Below are 20,040 nucleotides of genomic sequence, written 5' to 3'. Positions count from 1 at the left end.
GATGTAGATCATGTGAGCTTTGAAAAAGCAAACGAGACACGGCAAAATAACCTCCCATCGGCTACCGTGTCCCTGCAAGTCGTCATAGGTTTGTGTAAACGCAAAGAAACAGCGGCTCTGAAAATCAAAGCCGCCGTTTCAAATGGGCGTGTCAAATTGTCTGCTCTACGACGGCTTTTTTTCTTTTGCCGTCGTCCGACAGAATGTTATTCAATATTTAATTCAATGCTTCCTGTGAAACTCTCGCATTCAATTCCGATATAATTTCCACCATCAGGAAGTGTAATTGTGTCACTATAAGTTCCGGTTGTTTCAATCAAAGTGACTGCTTCATCAGATCCAGAAATCCAAAATACTTTTGCAGTACCTTCCGTAACCTCCAAAGTGCAATCAATAGACAGCTCCTTACCGGCTTCTCTCTTTATGGAAGTTCCTCCGAACAAATACTCTGTACCTGAAAAGTTCGCATAATCAGCCGTATAAGTCCCTGTATAATCATCAATTCCTTTTTCTTTTTCCCCTTGCAGTGACGATTTCCCTGTCAGTTCTATGGAGCCCGCAGACTGAACAATGTTATTGTAATGATTGAGAATTTCATCTTTTGAACAGCCAGCAAGCATAAAACTTCCCACAAGGACGAATGTTAATGCTAAAACTATTTTCTTCATAAAATCATCACCAGCCTTTCTTTGGAGCTACCTTTTTGGCCTTTTTCTTTGTTTGGGTTGATTCTCGTTCTTTCATGCACAAAATCAAGATGGCAGAAATAACGACAGCAAGCGCAAGACTGCAAGAACAGGTTCCGATATTCCAGTTGACTGCGGTATCATAGCTACGGTAGCCTACCATTCCAAGACTTGCGGTAATCGGATAAAGGTTTGCTAATGTCATATTTCCTGCGGCAAACATCCCTCCATATCCATAGACAAAAGCAATGATTACACCGACTAAAAAGCTGCCTGCCCTCCGACAAGTAAGAGCGATAATCGGCAGAACCGCAAGATATAAAAAGAAATTAACCGCAGTAATCTGCAAGGTTGCTTTTAGAGCTAAGGAAATCTCAAAGCCGGGAAATCCCACAATCATTTCTGCTATGATTGTAAACAGACTGCATATCAGCCCGAAAATAATAGACAATACGCCGCACACAATCAATTTTCCGGTCAGCAGTTTCTTAAAAGAGATCGGCACAGTCAGAATATTTTTCAATGTGTCATCCGTCTGCTCACGAGAAATCATATATCCAGCAATTAGGCTGATACACATCGGAAAAATCATGGACATATTGTTTTTGATGACCTGTTCTGTAAGATAGGCGAAATCCCAAACGGAACCATCATTCGCCATAGAGGTAAACAAGGTCAGCAGGACGGATAGGAGCATGAGTGCAACGCCCGCCCAAAGGATATGATACCTTTTCAATTTATAAAATTCTGTTTTTACAATGCGAACCATGTTTATTCCCCCCTCTGCTTATATAATCTGTCAATCAGTAAGAACGAAACCAATGCCATGATCCCAAGAATGAATACAACTTGAAATGTTGAAGGAATTAGCCCTGTCATTTGCTCCAAGTCCATTTTTATTCCATGAGCCGCCATATCTCCTGCACTCCAAAATGTAGTCAGTGGCGTGGGCAGAAGCCATAACATGGTTTTAGGCAGTGTGTCAAACAATGCCGTAGCACTCATGTTCAGAACGCTGTAAAAGACACACAGCAAAATGGAAAAAACATAGGTCTTACTGAAAAAGACAACAAGAACAATCAACGGGAGTGTTCCTGCCGTAATGAAAATTCCTGTTTCAACCGCTAAAAACAATTTATATCCTATTCCATAAACTTCTAATGTTCCAAATCCGCAAAGAATTGTTGCAATGGTAGAAGCCACACAAAAAACAATTCCAAAGAGAAACAGGACAACAATTTTTGCAAGCACCATTTGCGTGCTGGTTACGGGAATTGTACGCAGATTTTTGAATGTATCGTTGTCGCGTTCCATAAAGAACAGGATAGCGGCAATCACTCCAATAATGCAGGGCAGTAAAAACTGGATACCATATCCCAACACCATGTTAAATAGTCCGTCGAAAGCATCTGCCCGATCCGTATATCGCTCCATCATAGAGGGCGTTGTCATCAGATAAGTCAGCGGGATTGGAAACAGGAACGCAGCCAGAATAATCAGCGGAATAAATTTCTTCCGTTTCAATTTCAAAAATTCGCATTTGATTAGTTTAAGCAATTCCTTCGCCCCCTGTCACACGCTTGAAGTAATCTTCAAGACTTTCTTCACAAGTATGCGCCTCCGATACCTCCAATCCGTTTTCTACAAAGGCAGTTACAATTTTCCCCACAGGCAGATCAAGGTTGTGCAGGCGCAGATTGTGGTCGTCCTGTATGGAGAAATGGTTTTCATGGAAATTGCGTTCCAAAATTCTTGCCGCCTGTGCAGTATCAGAGAGCGTAAAACGGATATGTTTACTGCTTTTTTGCTCCAGCTCAGCAAGGCTTTCTTCTTCCAGCAATGCGCCGTGGTCTATAATTCCAATATCGTCAGCCAGCAAGGAAATCTCCGAAAGAATGTGACTGGAAATCAAAATGGTTTTTCCTCTTGCGTCGCAAAGCTCCCGAATAAAGGAGCGTACTTCTGCAATACCGATGGGATCGAGGCCGTTGATCGGCTCATCCAAAATCAAAAGCTCCGGATCGTGCATAACGGCAAGGGCGATGGCAAGCCGCTGCTTCATACCAAGAGAATACTGTGAAAAGAGCTTTTTATCTTTGTAGGGCAGTCCTACCAGATCCAGAGCGTCTTTGATGGCATGATTGTTTGGTACGCCCCGCAGAGTAGCAAAGATACGCAGGTTCTCTGTGCCGGTCAGATTGGGATAAAAGCCGGGGGACTCAATCAGGCTGCCGATACGGGGCAACAATTTCTTTTCATTCCCCTGCAAGGGCTTTCCCCAGATTTTGACCTCCCCGGAAGTCGGCTTCGTTAAGCCCAACAGCATTTTCATGGTAGTGGTTTTTCCGGCTCCGTTTCTGCCCAGCAGACCATAAATTCTCCCACGCTTCACATGGATATTTAAGTCAGCCACACTCTTTTGTGAGCCGTATTGCTTCGTCAGATTTTTTGTTTCAATGATATAATTTGTATCCATATTCAAAACCTCCTGTTCTGTAAGGTATTCTATCATGCCAACCTTGCATTAACCTTGCCGCAACCTTGCATTAACCTTGCAATTTGAAATCCAGTAAAATGACAAAGGCTCCCGCCATAAAGACGGGAACCCGCTTAACTCTCCAAAGGAAAAAGCAACATAAATTCAGTTCCTTTTCCCGGCAAACTTTCAACTGTTATACTCCCACCCATCTTTTCTACAAGCTGATGGACAATAGAAAGACCAAGACCGCTGCCTTTTTCGGAGCGTCCTTTATCACACTTATAAAGCCGTTCAAATATGTGTTTCAAATCTTCCTTCTCAATTCCCACTCCATTATCCGCCAGCAGCAGCTCCATGTTATTTTCCTTCTTTGACAGGGCAATTTTAATTTTGTCTGCATGGCTGTGAGCGATTACATTTTGAATGAGATTGTTGACGATCCTCATATAGCTGTCCATATCCAATCTTACCCGGACAGGCTGTTCGGGAATATCAATGTCATAATCAACCTGTTTATCCTCAAAAATCGGTATCCAGTCAATCAGGATATTTCTTGTCAGCTCTGCGGCCTCAACGCTCTGGATTTCCAAAGCAAACTCGTCAGAATTTAACTTGAACCAGTCAAAGAGTACATCAATATATTCTTTCAGATCATGGGCTTTCCGTCGGGCGGTTTCAATATAATCATCCCGGTCTTTTCCTGTGACCAGTCCTTTGTGTGCAGCGTCAAGATACCCAATCAGAGTAGTAAGGGGCGTTCGCACATCATGGGAAAGGCTCGTCATAAGCTGGCGGTTGGTTTCTTCTGTCTGCCGTACAGTTGAAAGTCTGCTTTCATAGGCCACAACGATCTCATTGATTTCATAGGCAAGAGGTGCTGTCAGTTCATTTGTTGCAGATAGAATACGCCGGTTGCCATTTCCGTTTTTCACATCAACCAGCACATCGGTCATTTCTGCTATTTGTTTTTTTACACGCCGAACGAGAACGATGGAAGTCAATACAGCCACAACAGCAATCACAATGGACAAGAATACGATAATTTCCATGCTGACTACACCTCCTTATTAAACCGGTAGCCAATCCCTTTGACCGTTTGTATATACTTTGGGCTTGAAGGATTGACTTCTAATTTTTTACGAAGCCGACTGATAATCGCCATAATGTTACTGTCATCATAGAAATATTCTTCGCCCCATACTTCCTCATAAATCTGCTGTTTGGTCAAAATTTTCCCTTGATGTTTTGCACAGTACAGGAGCAAATCAAATTCCTTTGGGGGCAGTTCAAAAGTGCCGTTTGATGTAGTAACAGAACGATTTTCAAGGTCAATCTGCAATCCGTCAAAATTTAGCTTTTGTATGGCTCCAGCTTGCTGATTAAAGCGAGTGTAGCGGCGAATAAGAGACGCAATACGGGCAATCAGTTCATCCATATCAAACGGTTTTGTAAGATAATCGTCCGCTCCGGCCCGTAAGCCCCGTACTTTAGAAATGCTGTCATTTTTAGATGTGAACATCAAAATCGGCAGACTGTTCTCTTTGCGGATTTCTTCCAGCGTTTCAAAGCCATCCATACCGGGCATCATCACATCCAGCACCACAAGCTGATACTCCTGCTCTTTTAATTTCTGCAAGCCCTCTTTTCCGGTATTACAAAAATCAGCTTCTATGTTTTCTGCTTGTACGCTACGTTTAATCAAAGCGCACAGTTCTCTGTCATCATCTATAATCAGGATTTTATTCATGGTGCAACCCCTTCCCTTGTTTTGTTGTTCCGTCATTCGGCTTTTCTACGTTCTTGGAGAACTGCAATACATTATATGTATTTTTTGATATAATTTTATATTAATATAAACTGATTTTTATACTCTGATAAAGAAATTCGTTCTAAAAAACGTTCCATCATATAATTCCGCATCAAAATCTGTGCATCTGCGGATTTTTTCTTTGACAGATTACGAACCAAATCCTTTAATTGTCTTGCCGCTGTTATCATCTAAAGTAACATCTCCAAATATGGTCTTAGTATCTTTTCAACATGAAACATAGCTGCGTATTTCATAAGCATCCGTAAGTTTTTATCCTTACGTTTCGCATATTGCTTTAATGCATCTTGGAATACCTGCATTTCAATATTTTTCCTGCTGCGAAGCAGATCACAAATTGTTCTCTCCATGTCATAAACGGGAACGGAATGTCCGAATGATGTCTGCATAGCTATGATTCCTATTTCATGTAAATCCTTTTTTACTGTGTACACTTGAAAACCGTCTTCCTGCAAACGACTTGGATTATATCCAGTTCTTACTGTTATGGTGTATTTCAAAGGCTCTCTGTCCGTTAAATCATGAAAAAACAATGCAGTTTCGTGAGAAAATACAGCTTGACCACAACGCAAATGCAAAAGGAACATCGCATCTGTCCACGTATCAGGTGATACATACACACCATGAGAAGCTTGCTCTAATCCTCGTTCCTTCACATAGGCATAAAACACAGACTTACTAATTCCATTATTTAGGACTTGAAATGTCTGAATTGTCCCTCCACATTCACGCAATAACAAATCTAATTTTTCAAATTGAGTCATATAGATTCTCCTTTCATGCTAATATGATAATATATATTAGCATGAAAGTAAATATAAATAACACCAATGAACAAATTAGATTTTAAAAATATCCCGTTCTTCCATCCAGCCTTTCACATAACATCGAATTCCAATATAAATAACGAGTCTGTGATACTTTTTCTGTAAAATAATCTAGGCAAGGTCCTTCTATGATAAAATAATTATCATTAGGAGGGCCTTTTATTATGGCAAGACAAAAGAAACCTGTACACAGAGTACAAGTATGCAAAGGGAATGACCACTCGCCAGATCTCGGAAACAATCGAAGATATCTATGGTTTTGAAGCATCAGAAAGTTTCATATCTGACGTGACAGATAAAATACTTCCTCAGATTGAAGACTGGCAGAACCGTCCACTGGATGAGGTATATCCGATCCTTTACATCGATGCAATCCATTATTCTGTACGGGATAATGGAATCATTCGTAAACTTGCAGCTTATGTCATTCTGGGTATTCATACAGAGGGCAAAAAGGAAGTCCTGACCATTACAATCGGTGACAATGAAAGTGCGAAATACTGGCTTTCAGTCTTAAATGAACTGAAAAATCGAGGAGTTAAGGATATCCTGATCATCTGCGCCGACGGCCTTACAGGCATTAAGGAAGCGATTGCAACAGCGTTTCCAAAAACAGAATACCAGAGAGGTATTGTTCATCAGGTAAGAAATACTCTGAAATACGTTCCGGATAAGGATAGAAAAGCCTTTGCTACAGACTTAAAAACCATCTATCAGGCTGCTGACGAGCAGAAAGCTCTGGCTGCCTTAGACCGTGTAACTGAAAAGTGGACTACCACAATCCGGGATTGGGGCCAGGTCTATGGAGAACTGAGTATTATGTACGAAGGACGCTTACCTGAATAATCAAAAGACAGCTTAAAAAGACAGGCGGGAAACCGCCTGCCCTTGACATGCCTGTAAGCAACTGTTATATATAAAACAAGGGCGATAAGCCTAATCCGTAAGCTTATTGCCCTTAATTATCATAGAAGAATCTTATTTACAGAGATTTTCTCATACACTCAATTGTCGGGTTTTTTACATAGATAAAATATTAATTTTTCTTTCCACACCTAAAAAAAATAAAGTCTGGCTGATGAATAACTCCTCCAAACATATCTGCTCGCTTTTCTCTAATTGATTCAGGCACTTTTGATTCCTGACATTCCTCAATAATAAATCCAGCAGAAACAATATCATTTATTAATGTTGAAATCGTTCTATGATAAAGTTCATATTCATCTACTACCCAATGAATAACACGCTTACCCTCTATTCCGTAATTTCGTAGATTAGCATATAATCTTTCTCCAGTTTCTGTTCTGGTATATCTGTCAAAAGTCCCATCATATGCTGTACTTATTGGGTGTGACATCGAAAAAACACATTTGCCATTTTCATTCAAGTGACTATAAATCTGTTTCATAAGCCTTTCAAAATTTTCTACATAATCAAAAGCCAATGAACTTGTAATAACATCAAACTTTTCCTCTAAATCATCCAATTCTTCAAAAGCCAGTCTTCTGTATTCAATATTAGAGGCAGCATTATTTTTTCTTGCATATGCTAACATTTTTTCCGATATATCAATTCCAAGAACGGATAACGCCCCTTTCTTTGAATATTGAAGTGCATGTTGCCCCATACCACATCCAATATCTAATACTTTCTTTTTATATAGTTCAGGTATCATTCCTAATATTATTGGTGTCTCAATAATATCATTAAAATTGATTTCTTTGCTACGTATTTTCTCGAAGTTTTCGTAAAATAAATCATTATCATAAATATTTTGTTTTGACATTCTGCAACCAGCCTTTCATATAAAAAATTATTTTTTGTTTTCTTCTACTTCCATCTTCTTGTCTTTCGGGCAACAAGCAGCCTTCTCTTTCAGCTCGGTCAATTCCGATTGAGATTTCACCTGTTTTAAGAAATTTAATAACTGTTATATCTTGTTGTTAAATTCTCCGCAAACCATTGAAAACACTGGATTTGTCGCAGGTGAGCTTTCCCTTATTGTTTCCCTTGTGTTATATCGTCCCACCAGTGTTTACGAACTCTGATAAGGGAAAATACAAGGGCACAAGAGGTCCGGTGGACCTCTGCTCTGTGCCGACCGAAGCGGCAGCGGAGACCAAAAAAATTATATAAAACAGTATAACACAAAATAAAAGTGACATGGTGAACTGATTGAAATGCTTCTGATTTTTGTAGCAAATAATTGATTGAACGATAAGGAGATAAGATACGATGAGAACAATATTTGCAGAATATAATCCCGGACGAAACAGCATTGATGTTTATACCAGTGCAGACTATATGCTTCGCATTGACTGCTGGGAAGCAGAAAAGAATTTGAGAACCACACCCGGATCAGATTGTGCATTAAACACACTTGCCATTGATGAACCACTAGAATATGCTAGACTGTATCTTGATGGGAATTTACAGATGGTTACAGTTCAGCCTTGCGGCTGAAACAACACATTTAACACCGGCTAGAAAATAGCCGGTGTTCCTATAAAGATCTGTTTGATGTTCTCCATTAGATTCATTTTACGCCGTTTTAAGGTTTCTACGATGCTTAGGATTCGGCAATACATCTCCTTCCCCTGTTTCTTACGGAATCCGCCTGCCATTTTTTGACGGTTCTTTACTTTCCTCAGATCCCGTTCTGATATATTATTATCAAATGGTACCTCAGAACGCTTTATAAACAGCAAATGGTTTTCACGGTATTTTTCCAGACGGTTTAACAGGGCCTCTTCCTGCTTCGCGTATTTATAAAACACTGCCGTCCCAAAGGCTCCGGCTTTCATATGCCTGTAGGTATCCGTCCCCGGCACATCCCCTTCAAATTCATGCCCGTCGTGCTTGACAGTGGCAACCTTCAAGCCATAGTCGGTCAAAACAGGCAGCAAGCGAGTGATCAGGGTGGTTTTTCCGGCATTTACAACCTTGTTTTTACACATTTTCCGATCCCCCTGAAGATAACCGAAAAAGACCTGGCATACCAGACTTGGAAATTCCGGTACGGCAGGTCTTCTTATCTTTTTATCCAATCAGTTTCCTGGATGGTCGATGCCCTTTTAACCATCTCAGAATTTTGCATTGTCCGGATCAGAGCCTGTCCGGCCTACGCATTCCAGCTTATCTATCACTGCCATGTCCTCCTGGGATATCTGAAAATCAAAAAGCTGCAGATTCTCCTTAATCCTCACAGGGGTAACGGATTTGGGCAGAGGAAGATGTCCTTTCTGCAGGCACCACCGCAGACAGATCTGGGCTGTGGACCGGCCGTATTTCTGTCCAAACTCCTTCAGCTTTGGATCTTCCAAAAGCTTTCCGGAACCAAGGGGACTCCACGCCTCCACCAGGATGTCATGCTCTTTGCAGAAGGCCGCCGTTTCCGGCTGCATCCAGCCGGGATGGAACTCAATCTGGTCTACCATAGGAATGACCTGTGCTGTTTTCAGCAGCGCCTCCATATGCACCGGGAGAAAATTGCTTACACCGATGGCCCGTACATACCCTTTTTCCAACAGATATTCAAAGGCCTTCCAGGTCTCCCGGTTTACCTCCTGGTAGGTATCCCTGAAAGCCAGGGGACGGGGCCAATGGATCAGGTACAGATCCAGATAATCCAGGGCCAGCCTTTTTAAGGAGGCATCAAAGGCTTTCAGGGTTTCCTCATAGCCTCTCACATCGTTCCACAGCTTGCTGGTCACAAACAGCTTTTCTCTCGGCACTCCCGACATGCGGATTCCGGCTCCCACCCCAATCTCGTTGTGATATACCGCCGCCGTATCTATATGGGTGTATCCTGCCTCTATGGCGTGCATTACCGCATCTGCCGCTGTCTCTCCGTCCGGCATCTGCCATGTGCCGAAGCCCACCTGAGGGATCTCCACTTTGTTATGCAACTGAAATGTTCCGTTTTCGTGTATATTTTCCATTATATTTTCTCTCCTTTCTTTACCTGTTACGTCTCTGTCCTTTCCCGTCTAATACATCATTGCATTAATCTCGAAGTAAATAGTGCTTGATATCCGTGTCAGCTGTGCGTCTGCGAATCGACGGCGCAGCGGTGCCTGCGTCTAGCTCCGCAGGCGTGCAGAGGATGCGGATAGCGAGTACTATTTACTCGAGAGAATCCGTAGACAGCTTCAGATAAGAATTCAGAGCCGCCATGGGGCCTGATACATCCCTGGACAGAACCGGAGACATGTTAGCGGCAATGGGATCCTTAGACATACGGCCGTCTGCGGAGGCTCCTATCCGCTTTCCGATGTTCACAATCCAGGAAAATGTAGCGATACACGGGGAAAAGATAAGATCGCCATACCGGCTGTTGTATGCCTCTACCCGTTCCACAAAATAGTTTACCATCTCGCAGGCCAGATTGCCAGCTTCTTTTTGTCCGTTTCCGAATTTCGCCCCTTCATTTATCATCTTCATCTGCAGAACCTGATTTCCCTCCCAGTTATTTTTCAGGATCTCCACCAGCTGCGGCAGTGTCACCATCTCTTCTTCAAATACGAATTTCTCAATGGCTGCCATGGCATCCGCCGCATTGGAAACTCCCTCGGGTTTCAGCCGCAAGGCTGAACTGTAACTACAGATGTGGGTAGATGCAGAAGATTCCTTGACATTATAGTAATGTTCAAAAAACGCTGAGAATAATTTCTTCTCAGCGTTTCCGACAACTATTTTCTTTCCTTTGACACCTTCTCACTTATTCTCTGATAGATTTCCTTTGTCTCTGCGTCATTTTCCCCATTTACAACTAATATTTTTCCATCTATGTTCATGACAACATATGAATGGCAGGAGGCATGAGTGTAGCGGATATAATCTCCGAAGATATCGTTTTTGAAGTTTCCCATAGCATACTTCAGGTTTCCAAGACCATTAGTTCTGTAACCATTATTGTTCTGCAATACATTTTCTTCATAAGAAATGCTGTCAATTTGCGAATACTCCACTGTATAATCATTCCATCCTTTTGCTTCAATGTTAAAATCACGATCATTACAACGAATCTGAATACTTCCACAAAACAAAGTCCATATAGTAAACACAATAGTGGAAATTGCGATGATCAGATATATCACACTTTTTTTTGTATTATACTGAATTTTTAAGCCTTCTCCTGTTGCCAGCTTTTTCTTATAAAAAAGGTAGGAGTAGAGAATGCTAATGATTGCAGCTGCCATAATGCTTATAATATACACAACCAGTGCAGCCATGCTTTCCCCAAAAAGTCCACAAAGCATACATAAAATACCTGATGCCATCCATAATTTGCCGCTGAATCTATGTGTTGCATTCCAGTTTTCTTCATCCATTAAAGACCATACAACTCTTATTCCTATGGTATTATTCTGTTTCACTTTTGGCAAATAATTTCCAATAACCATATCGAAAGACTCTTAAAAATCTAATTCTCCATATCAACAGTATCCTCTTTCTTCCATCCAGTCTTTCACATAGCATCTGATTCCAATATAAACCACATGCACCAGTAATAATAGTGTAATGAGATTTATAGAAATAACAGATTTTATCCAATCTCCAAAATAAATTGCAATGGCTGTGCTTGTAATAACTTCCACAATGCTGATGATATCCCAACAATATTTCCGGTAGATTTTTCCTACCTGATAACCAATCCCAACTATCAGTAATCCGGTTATTATGAATAAAATCCCCATAACAATAGCTACGATCAGCCAGTACATAAGCCCGGAAAGGATACGGTTAGGTATTCCGCTGCTTAACTGTCCGAAAGAATCTGCACCTATGACAAACTCCCGAAACAAGCTTCCCATTCCTTTTCCTAACACACCGAAAAAGGTGATACAGTCGTTAAGGAAAACTGGCGAAAGAATAGCCGTAAACAGTGTTATTGTTATGCTGTACCATGCCAGTAGGAACAGGATACTTTCATAACCAGTTGTCATATTTTTATATTTCTTTTCCAGCTGACTTTTGCGGTTATCGCATTTTTCTTTTGCTTTCTGGTAAGCAGTGCGGTCACATTTTTCACATTTCTCATAAGGCACTTTTTTCTCAACAGCTACCTCAACCGTCTTTTGGTGTGTCTGTGCATAAAGTTTTTCCTGTTCTGCTTTTTCGTACTTAAATTTCCATGCCACGACTTCTGCGTCGGCTCTTTTCCTGTTGTCTGTCTCGCTGGTTAATTGTTGCTCTGTTTGCCTTAATCTTGTCCGCAATGCTTCGATATTCTCGGCTCTGTTTTCGCCGTTCAATTTCTCGTTCAAGGTCAGCGATCTGCTTAGCTGCCTGTTCAGTTCCATAATCGTCTGGTCTTTCTGATCCAGTTCGTCCTGCATCTGTTCCGTCATGAGCAGAAGTTCTTCCACCTGCCCGACGTTCTCTGAGTTTACGCATTCTCTCATCTATATCCCTCGCTTTCTCTATCTGCTGTTTAAGGTCAGTAATTCGCTGTTCTGTTTCAGCAATAAGCTGTTCTCGCTGTTCAGCTTCTGCGTTAATTCCTGCCATTGCTGATTCTCGACGAGCGGCGAATTGGCTTATGGACTTGTCCATAAGATACTTACATGCAAGAAGCATTTCAACAGTTCCGATTGTCTGATATCGAAAGGAGACATACGATTATGGCAAAAGGATCTGTTAGAAAGAAAGGAAAGAAATGGTACTACCGCTTCTATGTAGAGGACGCAAGCGGCAAAATGGTTCAGAAAGAATATGCCGGAACCGAAAGCAAAAGTGAGACAGAAAAACTTCTCCGCAAGGCACTGGAAGATTACGAAGATAAGAAATTTGTTGCAAAGGCAGATAATCTTACCGTAGGTGAACTTCTGGACATGTGGTCAGAAGAAGAATTAAAAACCGGAACACTCAGCAACGGCACAGTGGAAAATTACCTTGGTGCAATCCGCTGTATCAAAAAACACCCGATTGCAGACCGCAAGCTGAAAACAGTTACCGCCGAACATTTACAGGCGTTTCTCGACCTGCTTACATTCGGTGGCGAGTTTCCAGACGGGAAAGCGAGAAAAGGATACAGCAAAGATTATATCCACTCTTTTTCCGCAGTGTTACAGCAATCATTCCGTTTTGCAGTATTTCCAAAGCAGTTAATCAGTTTCAATCCGATGCAGTATATTAAGCTGAAAAAGCAGGCAGAAGAAGTTGACCTCTTTTACGATGATGAAGTCGAAGAAGGCACACAGCCGATTTCACACGAGGATTATGAGCGACTTATCAAGTATCTGGAAAAGAAAAATCCACCTGCAATTCTGCCGATCCAGATCGCATATTATGCAGGACTTCGTATCGGGGAAACCTGTGGTCTTGCATGGCAGGACATCAACCTTGAAGAACAATGCCTGACCATAAAACGCAGTATCCGTTATGACGGTACGAAACACAAAAATGTGATTGGTACAACGAAGCGAAAGAAAGTAAGGATTGTTGATTTTGGAGATACGCTGACTGAAATATTAAAAGCAGCAAGACGGGAACAACTGAAAAGCCGGATGCAGTACGGAGAACTTTACCACCGCAACTACTACAAAGAAGTTCATGTAAAAAACAGGGTGTATTATGAATACTATCACCTTGACGGAACACAGGAAGTCCCGGCAGATTATAAGGAAATCTCCTTTGTCTGCCTAAGACCGGATGGCAGTCTGGAACTGCCGAGTACACTCGGCATTGTTTGCAGGTCAGTGTCAAAGAAGCTGGAAGGATTTGAAGATTTTCACTTCCACCAGTTACGTCACCCGCATGTCAAGCACACGACAAAAAATATATTCCTGCAAAAGCAGAAATCCCAAACCATCAACGATAACTTGATAGTCTGGGATTTCTGTTTTTGTGTATTTTCCCTATGCATATAAGTTTGGCCGGAGAAATCCAGTCGGTGTCTGGAATTCTCAGCAGCTATGCTATCAGCATCCTTTCCCTCCGATTCAACAGACAGTGTCTGCTAAATTGTACTTCTTTTTTTCCTTTCCTTAGATACAATGTGGATTACTCGTTAGTAGCGTTTTCTCGCAATTGATTCAATGCTTTTTCAATAGCATCTTCAGCTATACAGTCTTTCATTACGGACTCGGAAGGAGTTCGCTCTGCAACGAGGATAAATGCTATGGCATTCATCTGGTCATCTTTAGGAAGCGAGAAAAATTGGCTGGTAGCTGCAAATGCCTTAATGCGCCGATAAGCCTCACCAACATCAATGAATTCCCCAATAGCCTGTCGTTTCACGTCCCGTGTCTTAGCAACTATTTTTGTTGCCACAGTTCCTCGTGAAGTACAATAACTCACAACTTTTACGAGTGAAATATCGTCTGAGACAAGAGATTTCTTTTTATTATCCGCAAGTTCTGCGTCTACATTTCCTAACATCCACAAAAACTCTAAGCCATGATACTGCCTTAAAGCAGCGCCGGAATCTATCGCATCAATGGCCCGACTCTTAAAAATCATTTCTAATTCTAGAACCTCTTCCAATGAAAACATCACATCATCTCTAATAGACGAGTCTTCTGTAAAGCGGCCAAGTTGGGTTTCAAAATCTTGAAGTAATAGTGCTAATGTTGATGGCTGAACATCTTTATCTTCAAAAACTGAATGAATACAAAGGAACCGAGCTGTCGAATCCATTGCTTTTAATAGTGGATCAACGCAGAAAAGAAGTCTCCATGCAAATGGAACGGAGAAGAAGCCTCTGTCATCAACCTCAAAGGAACTCCAATTACTAACAAGTGCGGTTATTATCAAAGCTGCTCTTTTAACGGGAAGCTTTGCTGAATGTTCTCTGTTAACATATGCCTCTATTTCTTCAAGCAGGCGTACAATTTTACCTTCCCGATAGAGTCGCATCATCTCTGCCGTAAACTCACCTTCGCTTGCTTCGTAAATTATGTGTTTCATTACACTGGTAGGAATAGCATCATTTTCAAGAGTTAAAGCGAAGTATCTGTCAAAACACTCAGGAGTTGCAATATTGTTATTAATTATAAAATCCCGATGAGAGTAACTCCTGCCAATACTGTATGATATGCCTGTGGCTGTTTTTGTTCTTGGAAATAGAATGCCAAGTATCTTGTTTGCAGCGTCCTCATTTGTAATTGTTCCATCGTTGGGCATCAGTAAAGAAACGGATTTCTTTACCTTTTCTTCATCTGCTTTTTGTCGTTCGTATGAGTAGCTATGATCCGCTCCACATAATATATCTTTATAGCTCGGTAATTTTGAATAGAGAGATGGCTCGAATACCTGCAAGGCAGTAAGACCAAGCAGATCAACAGGATCTGTTTCATCCTTCAAAAGTTCATATTTCAACAAGAATACATTTGTATAGCGAATAACATCTCGGATAGATTTGATATAGTTTTGAAGTCCGAATTGAAAGAGTTCTGCCCACGTTGTTTTAGCCCATCGTTCTTCCGGAATATCTCCAAGAATGGAATCAAGCTTCGAAAATAGCGCCTCATGTATATTGGCTATACTTGGTGCGGGGATTTCAAAAGGTACCTGGATTATTTTTTCCAAGTATTCTTTGCCATCACCATATTGTACTTTGCTGAGCGCATGAACTACAACATCATAATCAAATGCCAGAATATAAACGGTATTTGGAAAATCGGCCAATGCTTTAACCAGTTGGAAAACAGCGATAATCTCTTCTTCTGAAAGCCGATCAATGTCATCAATGGAAACAATTATTTTTATGTTTTCTTCCATCATCTTGTTGACGATTTGATTTTTGCTTTCCTGTAAATCTTTTGTTCGTTGCTCAACCCGTTCATTTGCCTCTTTTGCCAATGTTTTACCAAGTGTGGCAATAATTGTTCCAGCGCCAGGAATAAGACTTGCCGCGTCAAATACATCCGCATACTGATCTATTAATTCCCATGCCTTCTCTGCCTTTGGTTTTTTAAGTTTTATCGCCGTGGCCATTTGCATGAAAAACTGGGTGATGAGTTGCTTGGGATCAGAGCATAACCATGGGTTGAATCTAAGAATTATGGCATTATTGTCTATATCCTCTACAGCTTCAAGCATCATATTTACAAGAGATGTCTTCCCACTTCCCCATTCCCCATATAAGCCAATGGTAAATGAAGACGGAAAAGAATATTGTGATATTGTTTTTGCAAGACTTTTAGCAAATTCACCCCTGTTCAATTTGTCTTCGGTAGATTTTGTGATTGGCAAATCAGGACTTATCAACTTGTTACCTCCTATCATGAGAAAACATACTTTATGTTTGACCGATTGATTTATGTATCCATATGCGATTTCTTATATCATTACCCGACTGTATAACAATATCATGTTCCAACATCATACTCATTGCTTTTGAAACCGAATTAAATGATAAGCCTGTATTCTTCGCAGCGGACGAAACTGTTGTTATCGGAAATCTTTTTAAGTGTTCGAGGACAGAATAGACACTTTTAGGCAGGTTTCCGATGTGTATCAGTCGATCCTCGGCTTCGGCAATAGCCTGTTCATACTGAATCAATTGTTCCGCCGATCGCTTTGCTGCTTGTCCCACAGCATTTACAAAGAACTTGATCCATCGGATATATCCCCCGCTGTACTGTGTCGACCTAAGGAGATCGAAATATTCATTTTTGTTGTGGTACAAACACTCGGACAAGCATATCAGTTGCCTTGCATCTCCAATAACATCTCGCAGAACCATTGGCACAAGGATTCGTCCGACAATACCGTTATACCGTTCAAATGGATGGATCATTTCAAATTGGTAATGTACCAGTGCTGCCTTAATCAACGGATCAGTATTATGGTCGTTATAGAGATATGCAGAAATATCAGCTAGTGCAGGGAGTACAGCATCCGGTGCTGTAGGGTTGTATCCTTTAAGATTCGTCTTTGCTCCCAGCCAAAAAGTTTGATGCGCCCTAACATCTATCGGGGTATTCTCTGATTCTCCATTAAGTGCGATGCCGCAGATCTGGCTCAAGTCAGGAGCGTGGATCTCCAAATTTGCCGCTGCGCTGTAGGCCGCCTCCAAGTTCATGATGGGAGTTATATTCCCTTTGTCGGTGCCGCGGATAGTGAGTATTTCTTTGAGATCGGGACCATCGTAGTCGATCATATGGGAATAGGTACACTCTTTCAAAAGCATCAGCTCCGCAAATGCTTCTTTATTCGGAGCATACTCAACAAGCCCTTCCAGAAAACCAATGTTCCTGTGGGCCTCTATCAGCAAGGCAGCCAATTCGTCATCCATCTGATACATACCCCCGCGCATCAAGGAACGCGGGGTAAAGGAATAGAATGTAAGGCTTGGCTTTTCGGAATCAAAATGTTCCGTGTAATCACCTGTGTAGGGCAGCATCGCATATACCTCAACAACAAATCGTTATTTTCAGTATATCATTGACACGGTGAATAGAAAAGAACTATTTCTTGATTTATCTCAGAAAACCAAGAAATAGTTCAATAAAAATCGAAAATCGAGTTCCATGAATTAGACACACCTATACCAGCAACCTGCTCTCGAATGGAGCGGCTCCGAAAGATGTACAGGAGTTGTTAGGACATTCCGATGTCAGTACCACAATGAATATTTACGCTCACTCAACAAGAAAAGCTAAACGGGATTCCGCAAGACTTCTTGATAAAGTAGCGAGCAATGCTTAAATGCAGAGAACTTGCCACTGGCAACTTCTCTTACATACTTTGGCATAAAATTTTCCTTATTTCCCTTGCGGATTCCTCGCAAGGGCAAAAATAAGGGAAAATACATATCATTTCACTATCTAAGGGGCTGGAAAGCCTATAAAATAAGGAAAGTTCAGGAAATTTCTCCACAACTCCCGATTTTTCGTTCTCTGCAACTTCCCAATAAACCGGAAGTTTTGCATACGTTATTCTTCTAATATTTTTGTAGGGTTCGCATCCGTTACAAATATCATACTATCATAAAGCACCGCAGGAGGTTGAAACATTCGATAACTTGGAGGAAGAAGTCGCATAATGATTGAGTAGCTTTCTCCAAGTGTTCCCATATAGGTGTATTCAGAAGCCAGCCTACCCAGTTCAGAATTTTCCGGGACTTTAGTAAAATCCAACCAACAAATATCAAATCCCGCCAGTTTTGCCGCCTTTGCTAAAGGATCATGGGAATAAAACACCTGAATTGTACGCTTTTCAGGCGAACGGGTCGGCATATTGCAATGGGTTTTATAAAAATCGGTACCAATGACATGGTAACCGTTTGCTGCGTCCTTGGAAAGAAGTTTACCCATCGAGTTAGAACTGCCCCATTTTGCGACATGGCTGTTGTGACCTGTCACAAAGATGTTTTCATGCCCATTTCGCTGCTCCTGCTGTAAAATCCATTGTACATTTTCTGCCATAAATTGATCTCTTAATGTAGCACCTTCAGCATTTGTCAGAGTTTGAAGCTTGGAATGCTGCATTAAAATATCTACAAAGTGAATTGCATTTTCCGAACCGTTCTTGCTTTCCAATTCTTTCTTCACTTGTGTAAGGATTTCAATTCGAGTAGATAAATCGAATTCACTGCTCCAGTTTTCACCTTCCACAAGTTTCTGCAAGTTTGTTGTGTCCACTTCCAGTTCTTTGCAGGATTCTTTCAAAAACCTCATGCTGTAAGAAATCCTCTGCATATCAAAACCGTAAAAGCGAAGGTCTTCGCCTTCCAATGCACTTTCATTGTACTGGCGCATATAGGAGATAAGTTCTGCCATCTCTTCCGTTCTATAAATGGAAAATCCTATCGCTGCGGCTGCTTCCTGTGCTGTCCCCTCACCGCCGTGTATATATCGGTTTACCTGCTCGCAGCCGCCGTAGTCACCTTCAAGGGCAAACGCCCTAACACCATTATTTTTTACCATCTGCTTGAACACTTCCAGCTTCAACTGCTGAAATTCTGCATTTCCGTGAGTAGCTTCTCCCAATGCAATTATTTTTGCACTTTCAGGCACAGTTATATTTTCCACGGGTTCAGCATAAGCTAAAAACTCTTCTGGATTCACATTTTCTCCTGTGCCAAAACCTCCAAAACGCATAAATACAAGTGCCGCTAAAGCCATAACACCTAATAATCCAAAAACGATATATCTTATCTTAAATCTTCTTGTCTTTTTATTCTTCATATCTGATAGCCCTTTATAATGAATCAGTTGTCTTACATCCGTTTTCCACGCTTATTGTACTTCACGTAATAGTTCTTCTGCCGTAGTGTTGAACAATTTTGCAAGTGTAAGCAGATTGGAAGTGCTTGGGTCAGATGCTCCGGTCTCCCATTTAGAGACAGCCTGCCTGCTTACGCCGATAGATTCTGCAACAAACTCCTGCGTCATCTTACACTCTTCACGATGCTGCTTCAAAACCTCACCGAGAGATTTCTTGATGCTGGACTTTTCTTTTCTGACATTGCCTGATTTGACATATCTACTCAATGCTCTTATGAGGAAAATTCCCACAGTGATAAATACCGCTATCACCGCCACCCCGATTAGCAGTACATTACCAAAAACAATAACTCCTAAAAAATCATATTTCACTTAATCACCTCTTTTCGTGACTTCATGATAGCGAAATTTCATGGTTGCTACCACCAACTATCACGATATTTCTTTGGTTGCGAACGGTTGCGGAACTTAAATAACACTTTTTTATGTAAAAGGCATATATGTAAATTAATAAAACGACAACTTCCGATTTTTGAGTTTGACGCACGGTCTGCCCCTTTGACCACGGATGCACGATGAATGCAGACGTTCACACCACCGCCCAAAAGAGAACTGTTGGCAGCATTGACGATTGCGTCAACGCTCATTTTTGTAATATCGTTTCTGATAATCTGCATCTTCTCTCAATGCCAGTGCCACCGGTTTTGACCGGAGGGTTTGACCCCTGACCTCTTTTTAGGTTAAAGAGAAAACTGCACCACAGCCTTGACGGGCCATCGTGCAGCGATTTCGTTCACCTGAATTTTGCTTTACCGATATACCACTTCAAATTCTTCCAAGACGCAATCTCCCTTTTCATCGAAATCCTGACCAACGGCCTTATAGTCTGGAGTAAAAGCTTTCCGATGCACTTCGCGCCATTTTTTCAAGCTGCGGTTATCTTCGCCCTCTTTGAAAGCGTGGTCTGCGCTGACTTGATTGAACGGAACAACAGATACTTTTGTATCACGGATGATACACGCCGCCGCAAAACTTCCATATA

At 41.4% G+C, this 20,040-nt stretch carries 20 protein-coding genes and 4 pseudogenes; 4 read left to right on the top strand and 20 right to left on the bottom strand.

Going from position 1 to position 20,040, the window contains the following annotated elements; all coding sequences use genetic code 11:
* Positions 1-206 precede the first annotated feature (206 nt).
* From ACLTOQ_RS15425 to ACLTOQ_RS15390, 8 genes and pseudogenes are all read right to left on the bottom strand, one after another.
* Positions 207-668, bottom strand: a complete 462-nt coding sequence (locus ACLTOQ_RS15425; protein WP_412319889.1) for a hypothetical protein — start codon at positions 666-668, stop codon at positions 207-209.
* Between the two features lie 7 nt (positions 669-675).
* On the bottom strand, positions 676-1,455 hold the full coding sequence (locus ACLTOQ_RS15420) for an ABC transporter permease (protein WP_097773623.1): 780 nt from the start codon (positions 1,453-1,455) through the stop codon (positions 676-678).
* Between the two features lie 2 nt (positions 1,456-1,457).
* Complete coding sequence (locus ACLTOQ_RS15415; RefSeq protein ID WP_412319888.1) at positions 1,458-2,243, bottom strand: ABC transporter permease; 786 nt, start codon at positions 2,241-2,243, stop codon at positions 1,458-1,460.
* Complete coding sequence (locus ACLTOQ_RS15410) at positions 2,236-3,162, bottom strand: ABC transporter ATP-binding protein (protein ID WP_002594743.1); 927 nt, start codon at positions 3,160-3,162, stop codon at positions 2,236-2,238. The genes ACLTOQ_RS15415 and ACLTOQ_RS15410 overlap by 8 nt, the downstream gene beginning before the upstream one ends.
* Before the next feature lie 134 nt (positions 3,163-3,296).
* A complete protein-coding gene (locus ACLTOQ_RS15405) occupies positions 3,297-4,214 on the bottom strand; it encodes a sensor histidine kinase (RefSeq protein ID WP_412319887.1) in 918 nt (305 codons plus the stop codon).
* Positions 4,215-4,219: 5 nt separating this feature from the next.
* Positions 4,220-4,912 (bottom strand): response regulator transcription factor, encoded by a 693-nt coding sequence (locus ACLTOQ_RS15400; RefSeq protein WP_412319886.1) that lies wholly within the window; start codon positions 4,910-4,912, stop codon positions 4,220-4,222.
* 101 nt (positions 4,913-5,013) lie between these two features.
* Positions 5,014-5,163, bottom strand: a pseudogene (locus tag ACLTOQ_RS15395) (nucleotidyl transferase AbiEii/AbiGii toxin family protein); the annotation flags it as partial.
* The gene (locus tag ACLTOQ_RS15390) at positions 5,164-5,757 is read right to left on the bottom strand and encodes a type IV toxin-antitoxin system AbiEi family antitoxin domain-containing protein (protein WP_412319885.1); all 594 of its coding nucleotides are present in this window, start codon (positions 5,755-5,757) and stop codon (positions 5,164-5,166) included.
* 264 nt (positions 5,758-6,021) lie between these two features.
* On the opposite strand from ACLTOQ_RS15390, the pseudogene ACLTOQ_RS15385 reads away from it, so the two are divergent.
* Positions 6,022-6,666, top strand: a pseudogene (locus tag ACLTOQ_RS15385) (IS256 family transposase); the annotation flags it as partial.
* 190 nt (positions 6,667-6,856) lie between these two features.
* Here the strand turns inward: ACLTOQ_RS15385 and ACLTOQ_RS15380 are convergent.
* Positions 6,857-7,606, bottom strand: coding sequence for a class I SAM-dependent methyltransferase (locus ACLTOQ_RS15380; protein ID WP_015554079.1), 750 nt, complete (start codon positions 7,604-7,606; stop codon positions 6,857-6,859).
* Positions 7,607-8,055: 449 nt separating this feature from the next.
* Between ACLTOQ_RS15380 and ACLTOQ_RS15375 the strand changes: the two genes are divergently transcribed.
* Entirely contained in the window at positions 8,056-8,283 is a 228-nt protein-coding gene (locus tag ACLTOQ_RS15375; protein WP_118690461.1) for a DUF6061 family protein, read from the top strand.
* A gap of 20 nt (positions 8,284-8,303) precedes the next feature.
* Here ACLTOQ_RS15375 and ACLTOQ_RS15370 read toward each other — a convergent pair whose 3' ends face one another.
* The 5 genes from ACLTOQ_RS15370 to ACLTOQ_RS15350 all read right to left on the bottom strand — a co-directional run bounded on the left by ACLTOQ_RS15370 (position 8,304) and on the right by ACLTOQ_RS15350 (position 12,227).
* Positions 8,304-8,777, bottom strand: coding sequence for a molybdopterin-guanine dinucleotide biosynthesis protein MobB (locus tag ACLTOQ_RS15370; protein WP_118497182.1), 474 nt, complete (start codon positions 8,775-8,777; stop codon positions 8,304-8,306).
* A gap of 126 nt (positions 8,778-8,903) precedes the next feature.
* A complete protein-coding gene (locus ACLTOQ_RS15365) occupies positions 8,904-9,761 on the bottom strand; it encodes an aldo/keto reductase (protein WP_118497176.1) in 858 nt (285 codons plus the stop codon).
* Positions 9,762-9,945: 184 nt separating this feature from the next.
* Positions 9,946-10,407, bottom strand: coding sequence for a pyruvate formate lyase family protein (locus ACLTOQ_RS15360; RefSeq protein ID WP_279220184.1), 462 nt, complete (start codon positions 10,405-10,407; stop codon positions 9,946-9,948).
* A gap of 104 nt (positions 10,408-10,511) precedes the next feature.
* Positions 10,512-11,225 (bottom strand): SdpI family protein, encoded by a 714-nt coding sequence (locus ACLTOQ_RS15355; RefSeq protein WP_412319884.1) that lies wholly within the window; start codon positions 11,223-11,225, stop codon positions 10,512-10,514.
* Positions 11,226-11,258: 33 nt separating this feature from the next.
* Positions 11,259-12,227, bottom strand: a complete 969-nt coding sequence (locus ACLTOQ_RS15350; RefSeq protein ID WP_412319883.1) for a DUF6040 family protein — start codon at positions 12,225-12,227, stop codon at positions 11,259-11,261.
* A 219-nt stretch (positions 12,228-12,446) separates the two neighbouring features.
* Between ACLTOQ_RS15350 and ACLTOQ_RS15345 the strand changes: the two genes are divergently transcribed.
* Positions 12,447-13,694 (top strand): tyrosine-type recombinase/integrase, encoded by a 1,248-nt coding sequence (locus tag ACLTOQ_RS15345; protein ID WP_412319881.1) that lies wholly within the window; start codon positions 12,447-12,449, stop codon positions 13,692-13,694.
* A gap of 133 nt (positions 13,695-13,827) precedes the next feature.
* Here ACLTOQ_RS15345 and ACLTOQ_RS15340 read toward each other — a convergent pair whose 3' ends face one another.
* Both ACLTOQ_RS15340 and ACLTOQ_RS15335 read right to left on the bottom strand, forming a co-directional pair.
* Positions 13,828-16,035 (bottom strand): P-loop NTPase fold protein, encoded by a 2,208-nt coding sequence (locus ACLTOQ_RS15340; RefSeq protein ID WP_412319879.1) that lies wholly within the window; start codon positions 16,033-16,035, stop codon positions 13,828-13,830.
* A gap of 31 nt (positions 16,036-16,066) precedes the next feature.
* Positions 16,067-17,173 (bottom strand): Fic family protein, encoded by a 1,107-nt coding sequence (locus ACLTOQ_RS15335; protein ID WP_412319878.1) that lies wholly within the window; start codon positions 17,171-17,173, stop codon positions 16,067-16,069.
* 131 nt (positions 17,174-17,304) lie between these two features.
* On the opposite strand from ACLTOQ_RS15335, the pseudogene ACLTOQ_RS15330 reads away from it, so the two are divergent.
* Positions 17,305-17,478 (top strand): annotated as a pseudogene (locus tag ACLTOQ_RS15330) (tyrosine-type recombinase/integrase); the annotation flags it as partial.
* A 227-nt stretch (positions 17,479-17,705) separates the two neighbouring features.
* On the opposite strand, the gene ACLTOQ_RS15325 reads toward ACLTOQ_RS15330, so the two are convergent.
* The 4 genes and pseudogenes from ACLTOQ_RS15325 to ACLTOQ_RS15310 all read right to left on the bottom strand — a co-directional run bounded on the left by ACLTOQ_RS15325 (position 17,706) and on the right by ACLTOQ_RS15310 (position 20,011).
* A complete protein-coding gene (locus ACLTOQ_RS15325) occupies positions 17,706-18,959 on the bottom strand; it encodes an erythromycin esterase family protein (RefSeq protein WP_412319877.1) in 1,254 nt (417 codons plus the stop codon).
* A 51-nt stretch (positions 18,960-19,010) separates the two neighbouring features.
* Complete coding sequence (locus ACLTOQ_RS15320; protein WP_337560643.1) at positions 19,011-19,370, bottom strand: helix-turn-helix transcriptional regulator; 360 nt, start codon at positions 19,368-19,370, stop codon at positions 19,011-19,013.
* A gap of 194 nt (positions 19,371-19,564) precedes the next feature.
* Positions 19,565-19,675: pseudogene (locus ACLTOQ_RS15315) on the bottom strand (RNase III inhibitor); the annotation flags it as partial.
* 132 nt (positions 19,676-19,807) lie between these two features.
* Positions 19,808-20,011, bottom strand: coding sequence for an ASCH domain-containing protein (locus ACLTOQ_RS15310; protein ID WP_412319890.1), 204 nt, complete (start codon positions 20,009-20,011; stop codon positions 19,808-19,810).
* Positions 20,012-20,040: the final 29 nt, after the last annotated feature.

The organism is Gallintestinimicrobium sp. (assembly GCF_046968865.1).
GTDB lineage: Bacteria > Bacillota > Clostridia > Lachnospirales > Lachnospiraceae > Gallintestinimicrobium > Gallintestinimicrobium propionicum.
The sequence above is the reverse complement of the archived record's forward strand: the minus strand, read 5'-3'. Positions and strand labels throughout refer to the sequence as shown.

What these genes read in the sequence shown, in the direction of transcription:
- ACLTOQ_RS15410 (WP_002594743.1), bottom strand. Translation starts at nt 3,162, where the DNA reads ATGGATACAAATTATATCATTGAAACAAAAAATCTGACGAAGCAATAC.
- ACLTOQ_RS15350 (WP_412319883.1), bottom strand. Translation starts at nt 12,227, where the DNA reads ATGAGAGAATGCGTAAACTCAGAGAACGTCGGGCAGGTGGAAGAACTT.
- ACLTOQ_RS15325 (WP_412319877.1), bottom strand. Translation starts at nt 18,959, where the DNA reads ATGAAGAATAAAAAGACAAGAAGATTTAAGATAAGATATATCGTTTTT.
- ACLTOQ_RS15335 (WP_412319878.1), bottom strand. Translation starts at nt 17,173, where the DNA reads ATGCTGCCCTACACAGGTGATTACACGGAACATTTTGATTCCGAAAAG.
- ACLTOQ_RS15400 (WP_412319886.1), bottom strand. Translation starts at nt 4,912, where the DNA reads ATGAATAAAATCCTGATTATAGATGATGACAGAGAACTGTGCGCTTTG.
- ACLTOQ_RS15390 (WP_412319885.1), bottom strand. Translation starts at nt 5,757, where the DNA reads ATGACTCAATTTGAAAAATTAGATTTGTTATTGCGTGAATGTGGAGGG.
- ACLTOQ_RS15420 (WP_097773623.1), bottom strand. Translation starts at nt 1,455, where the DNA reads ATGGTTCGCATTGTAAAAACAGAATTTTATAAATTGAAAAGGTATCAT.
- ACLTOQ_RS15425 (WP_412319889.1), bottom strand. Translation starts at nt 668, where the DNA reads ATGAAGAAAATAGTTTTAGCATTAACATTCGTCCTTGTGGGAAGTTTT.
- ACLTOQ_RS15405 (WP_412319887.1), bottom strand. Translation starts at nt 4,214, where the DNA reads ATGGAAATTATCGTATTCTTGTCCATTGTGATTGCTGTTGTGGCTGTA.
- ACLTOQ_RS15370 (WP_118497182.1), bottom strand. Translation starts at nt 8,777, where the DNA reads ATGTGTAAAAACAAGGTTGTAAATGCCGGAAAAACCACCCTGATCACT.
- ACLTOQ_RS15380 (WP_015554079.1), bottom strand. Translation starts at nt 7,606, where the DNA reads ATGTCAAAACAAAATATTTATGATAATGATTTATTTTACGAAAACTTC.
- ACLTOQ_RS15375 (WP_118690461.1), top strand. Translation starts at nt 8,056, where the DNA reads ATGAGAACAATATTTGCAGAATATAATCCCGGACGAAACAGCATTGAT.
- ACLTOQ_RS15365 (WP_118497176.1), bottom strand. Translation starts at nt 9,761, where the DNA reads ATGGAAAATATACACGAAAACGGAACATTTCAGTTGCATAACAAAGTG.
- ACLTOQ_RS15355 (WP_412319884.1), bottom strand. Translation starts at nt 11,225, where the DNA reads ATGGTTATTGGAAATTATTTGCCAAAAGTGAAACAGAATAATACCATA.
- ACLTOQ_RS15345 (WP_412319881.1), top strand. Translation starts at nt 12,447, where the DNA reads ATGGCAAAAGGATCTGTTAGAAAGAAAGGAAAGAAATGGTACTACCGC.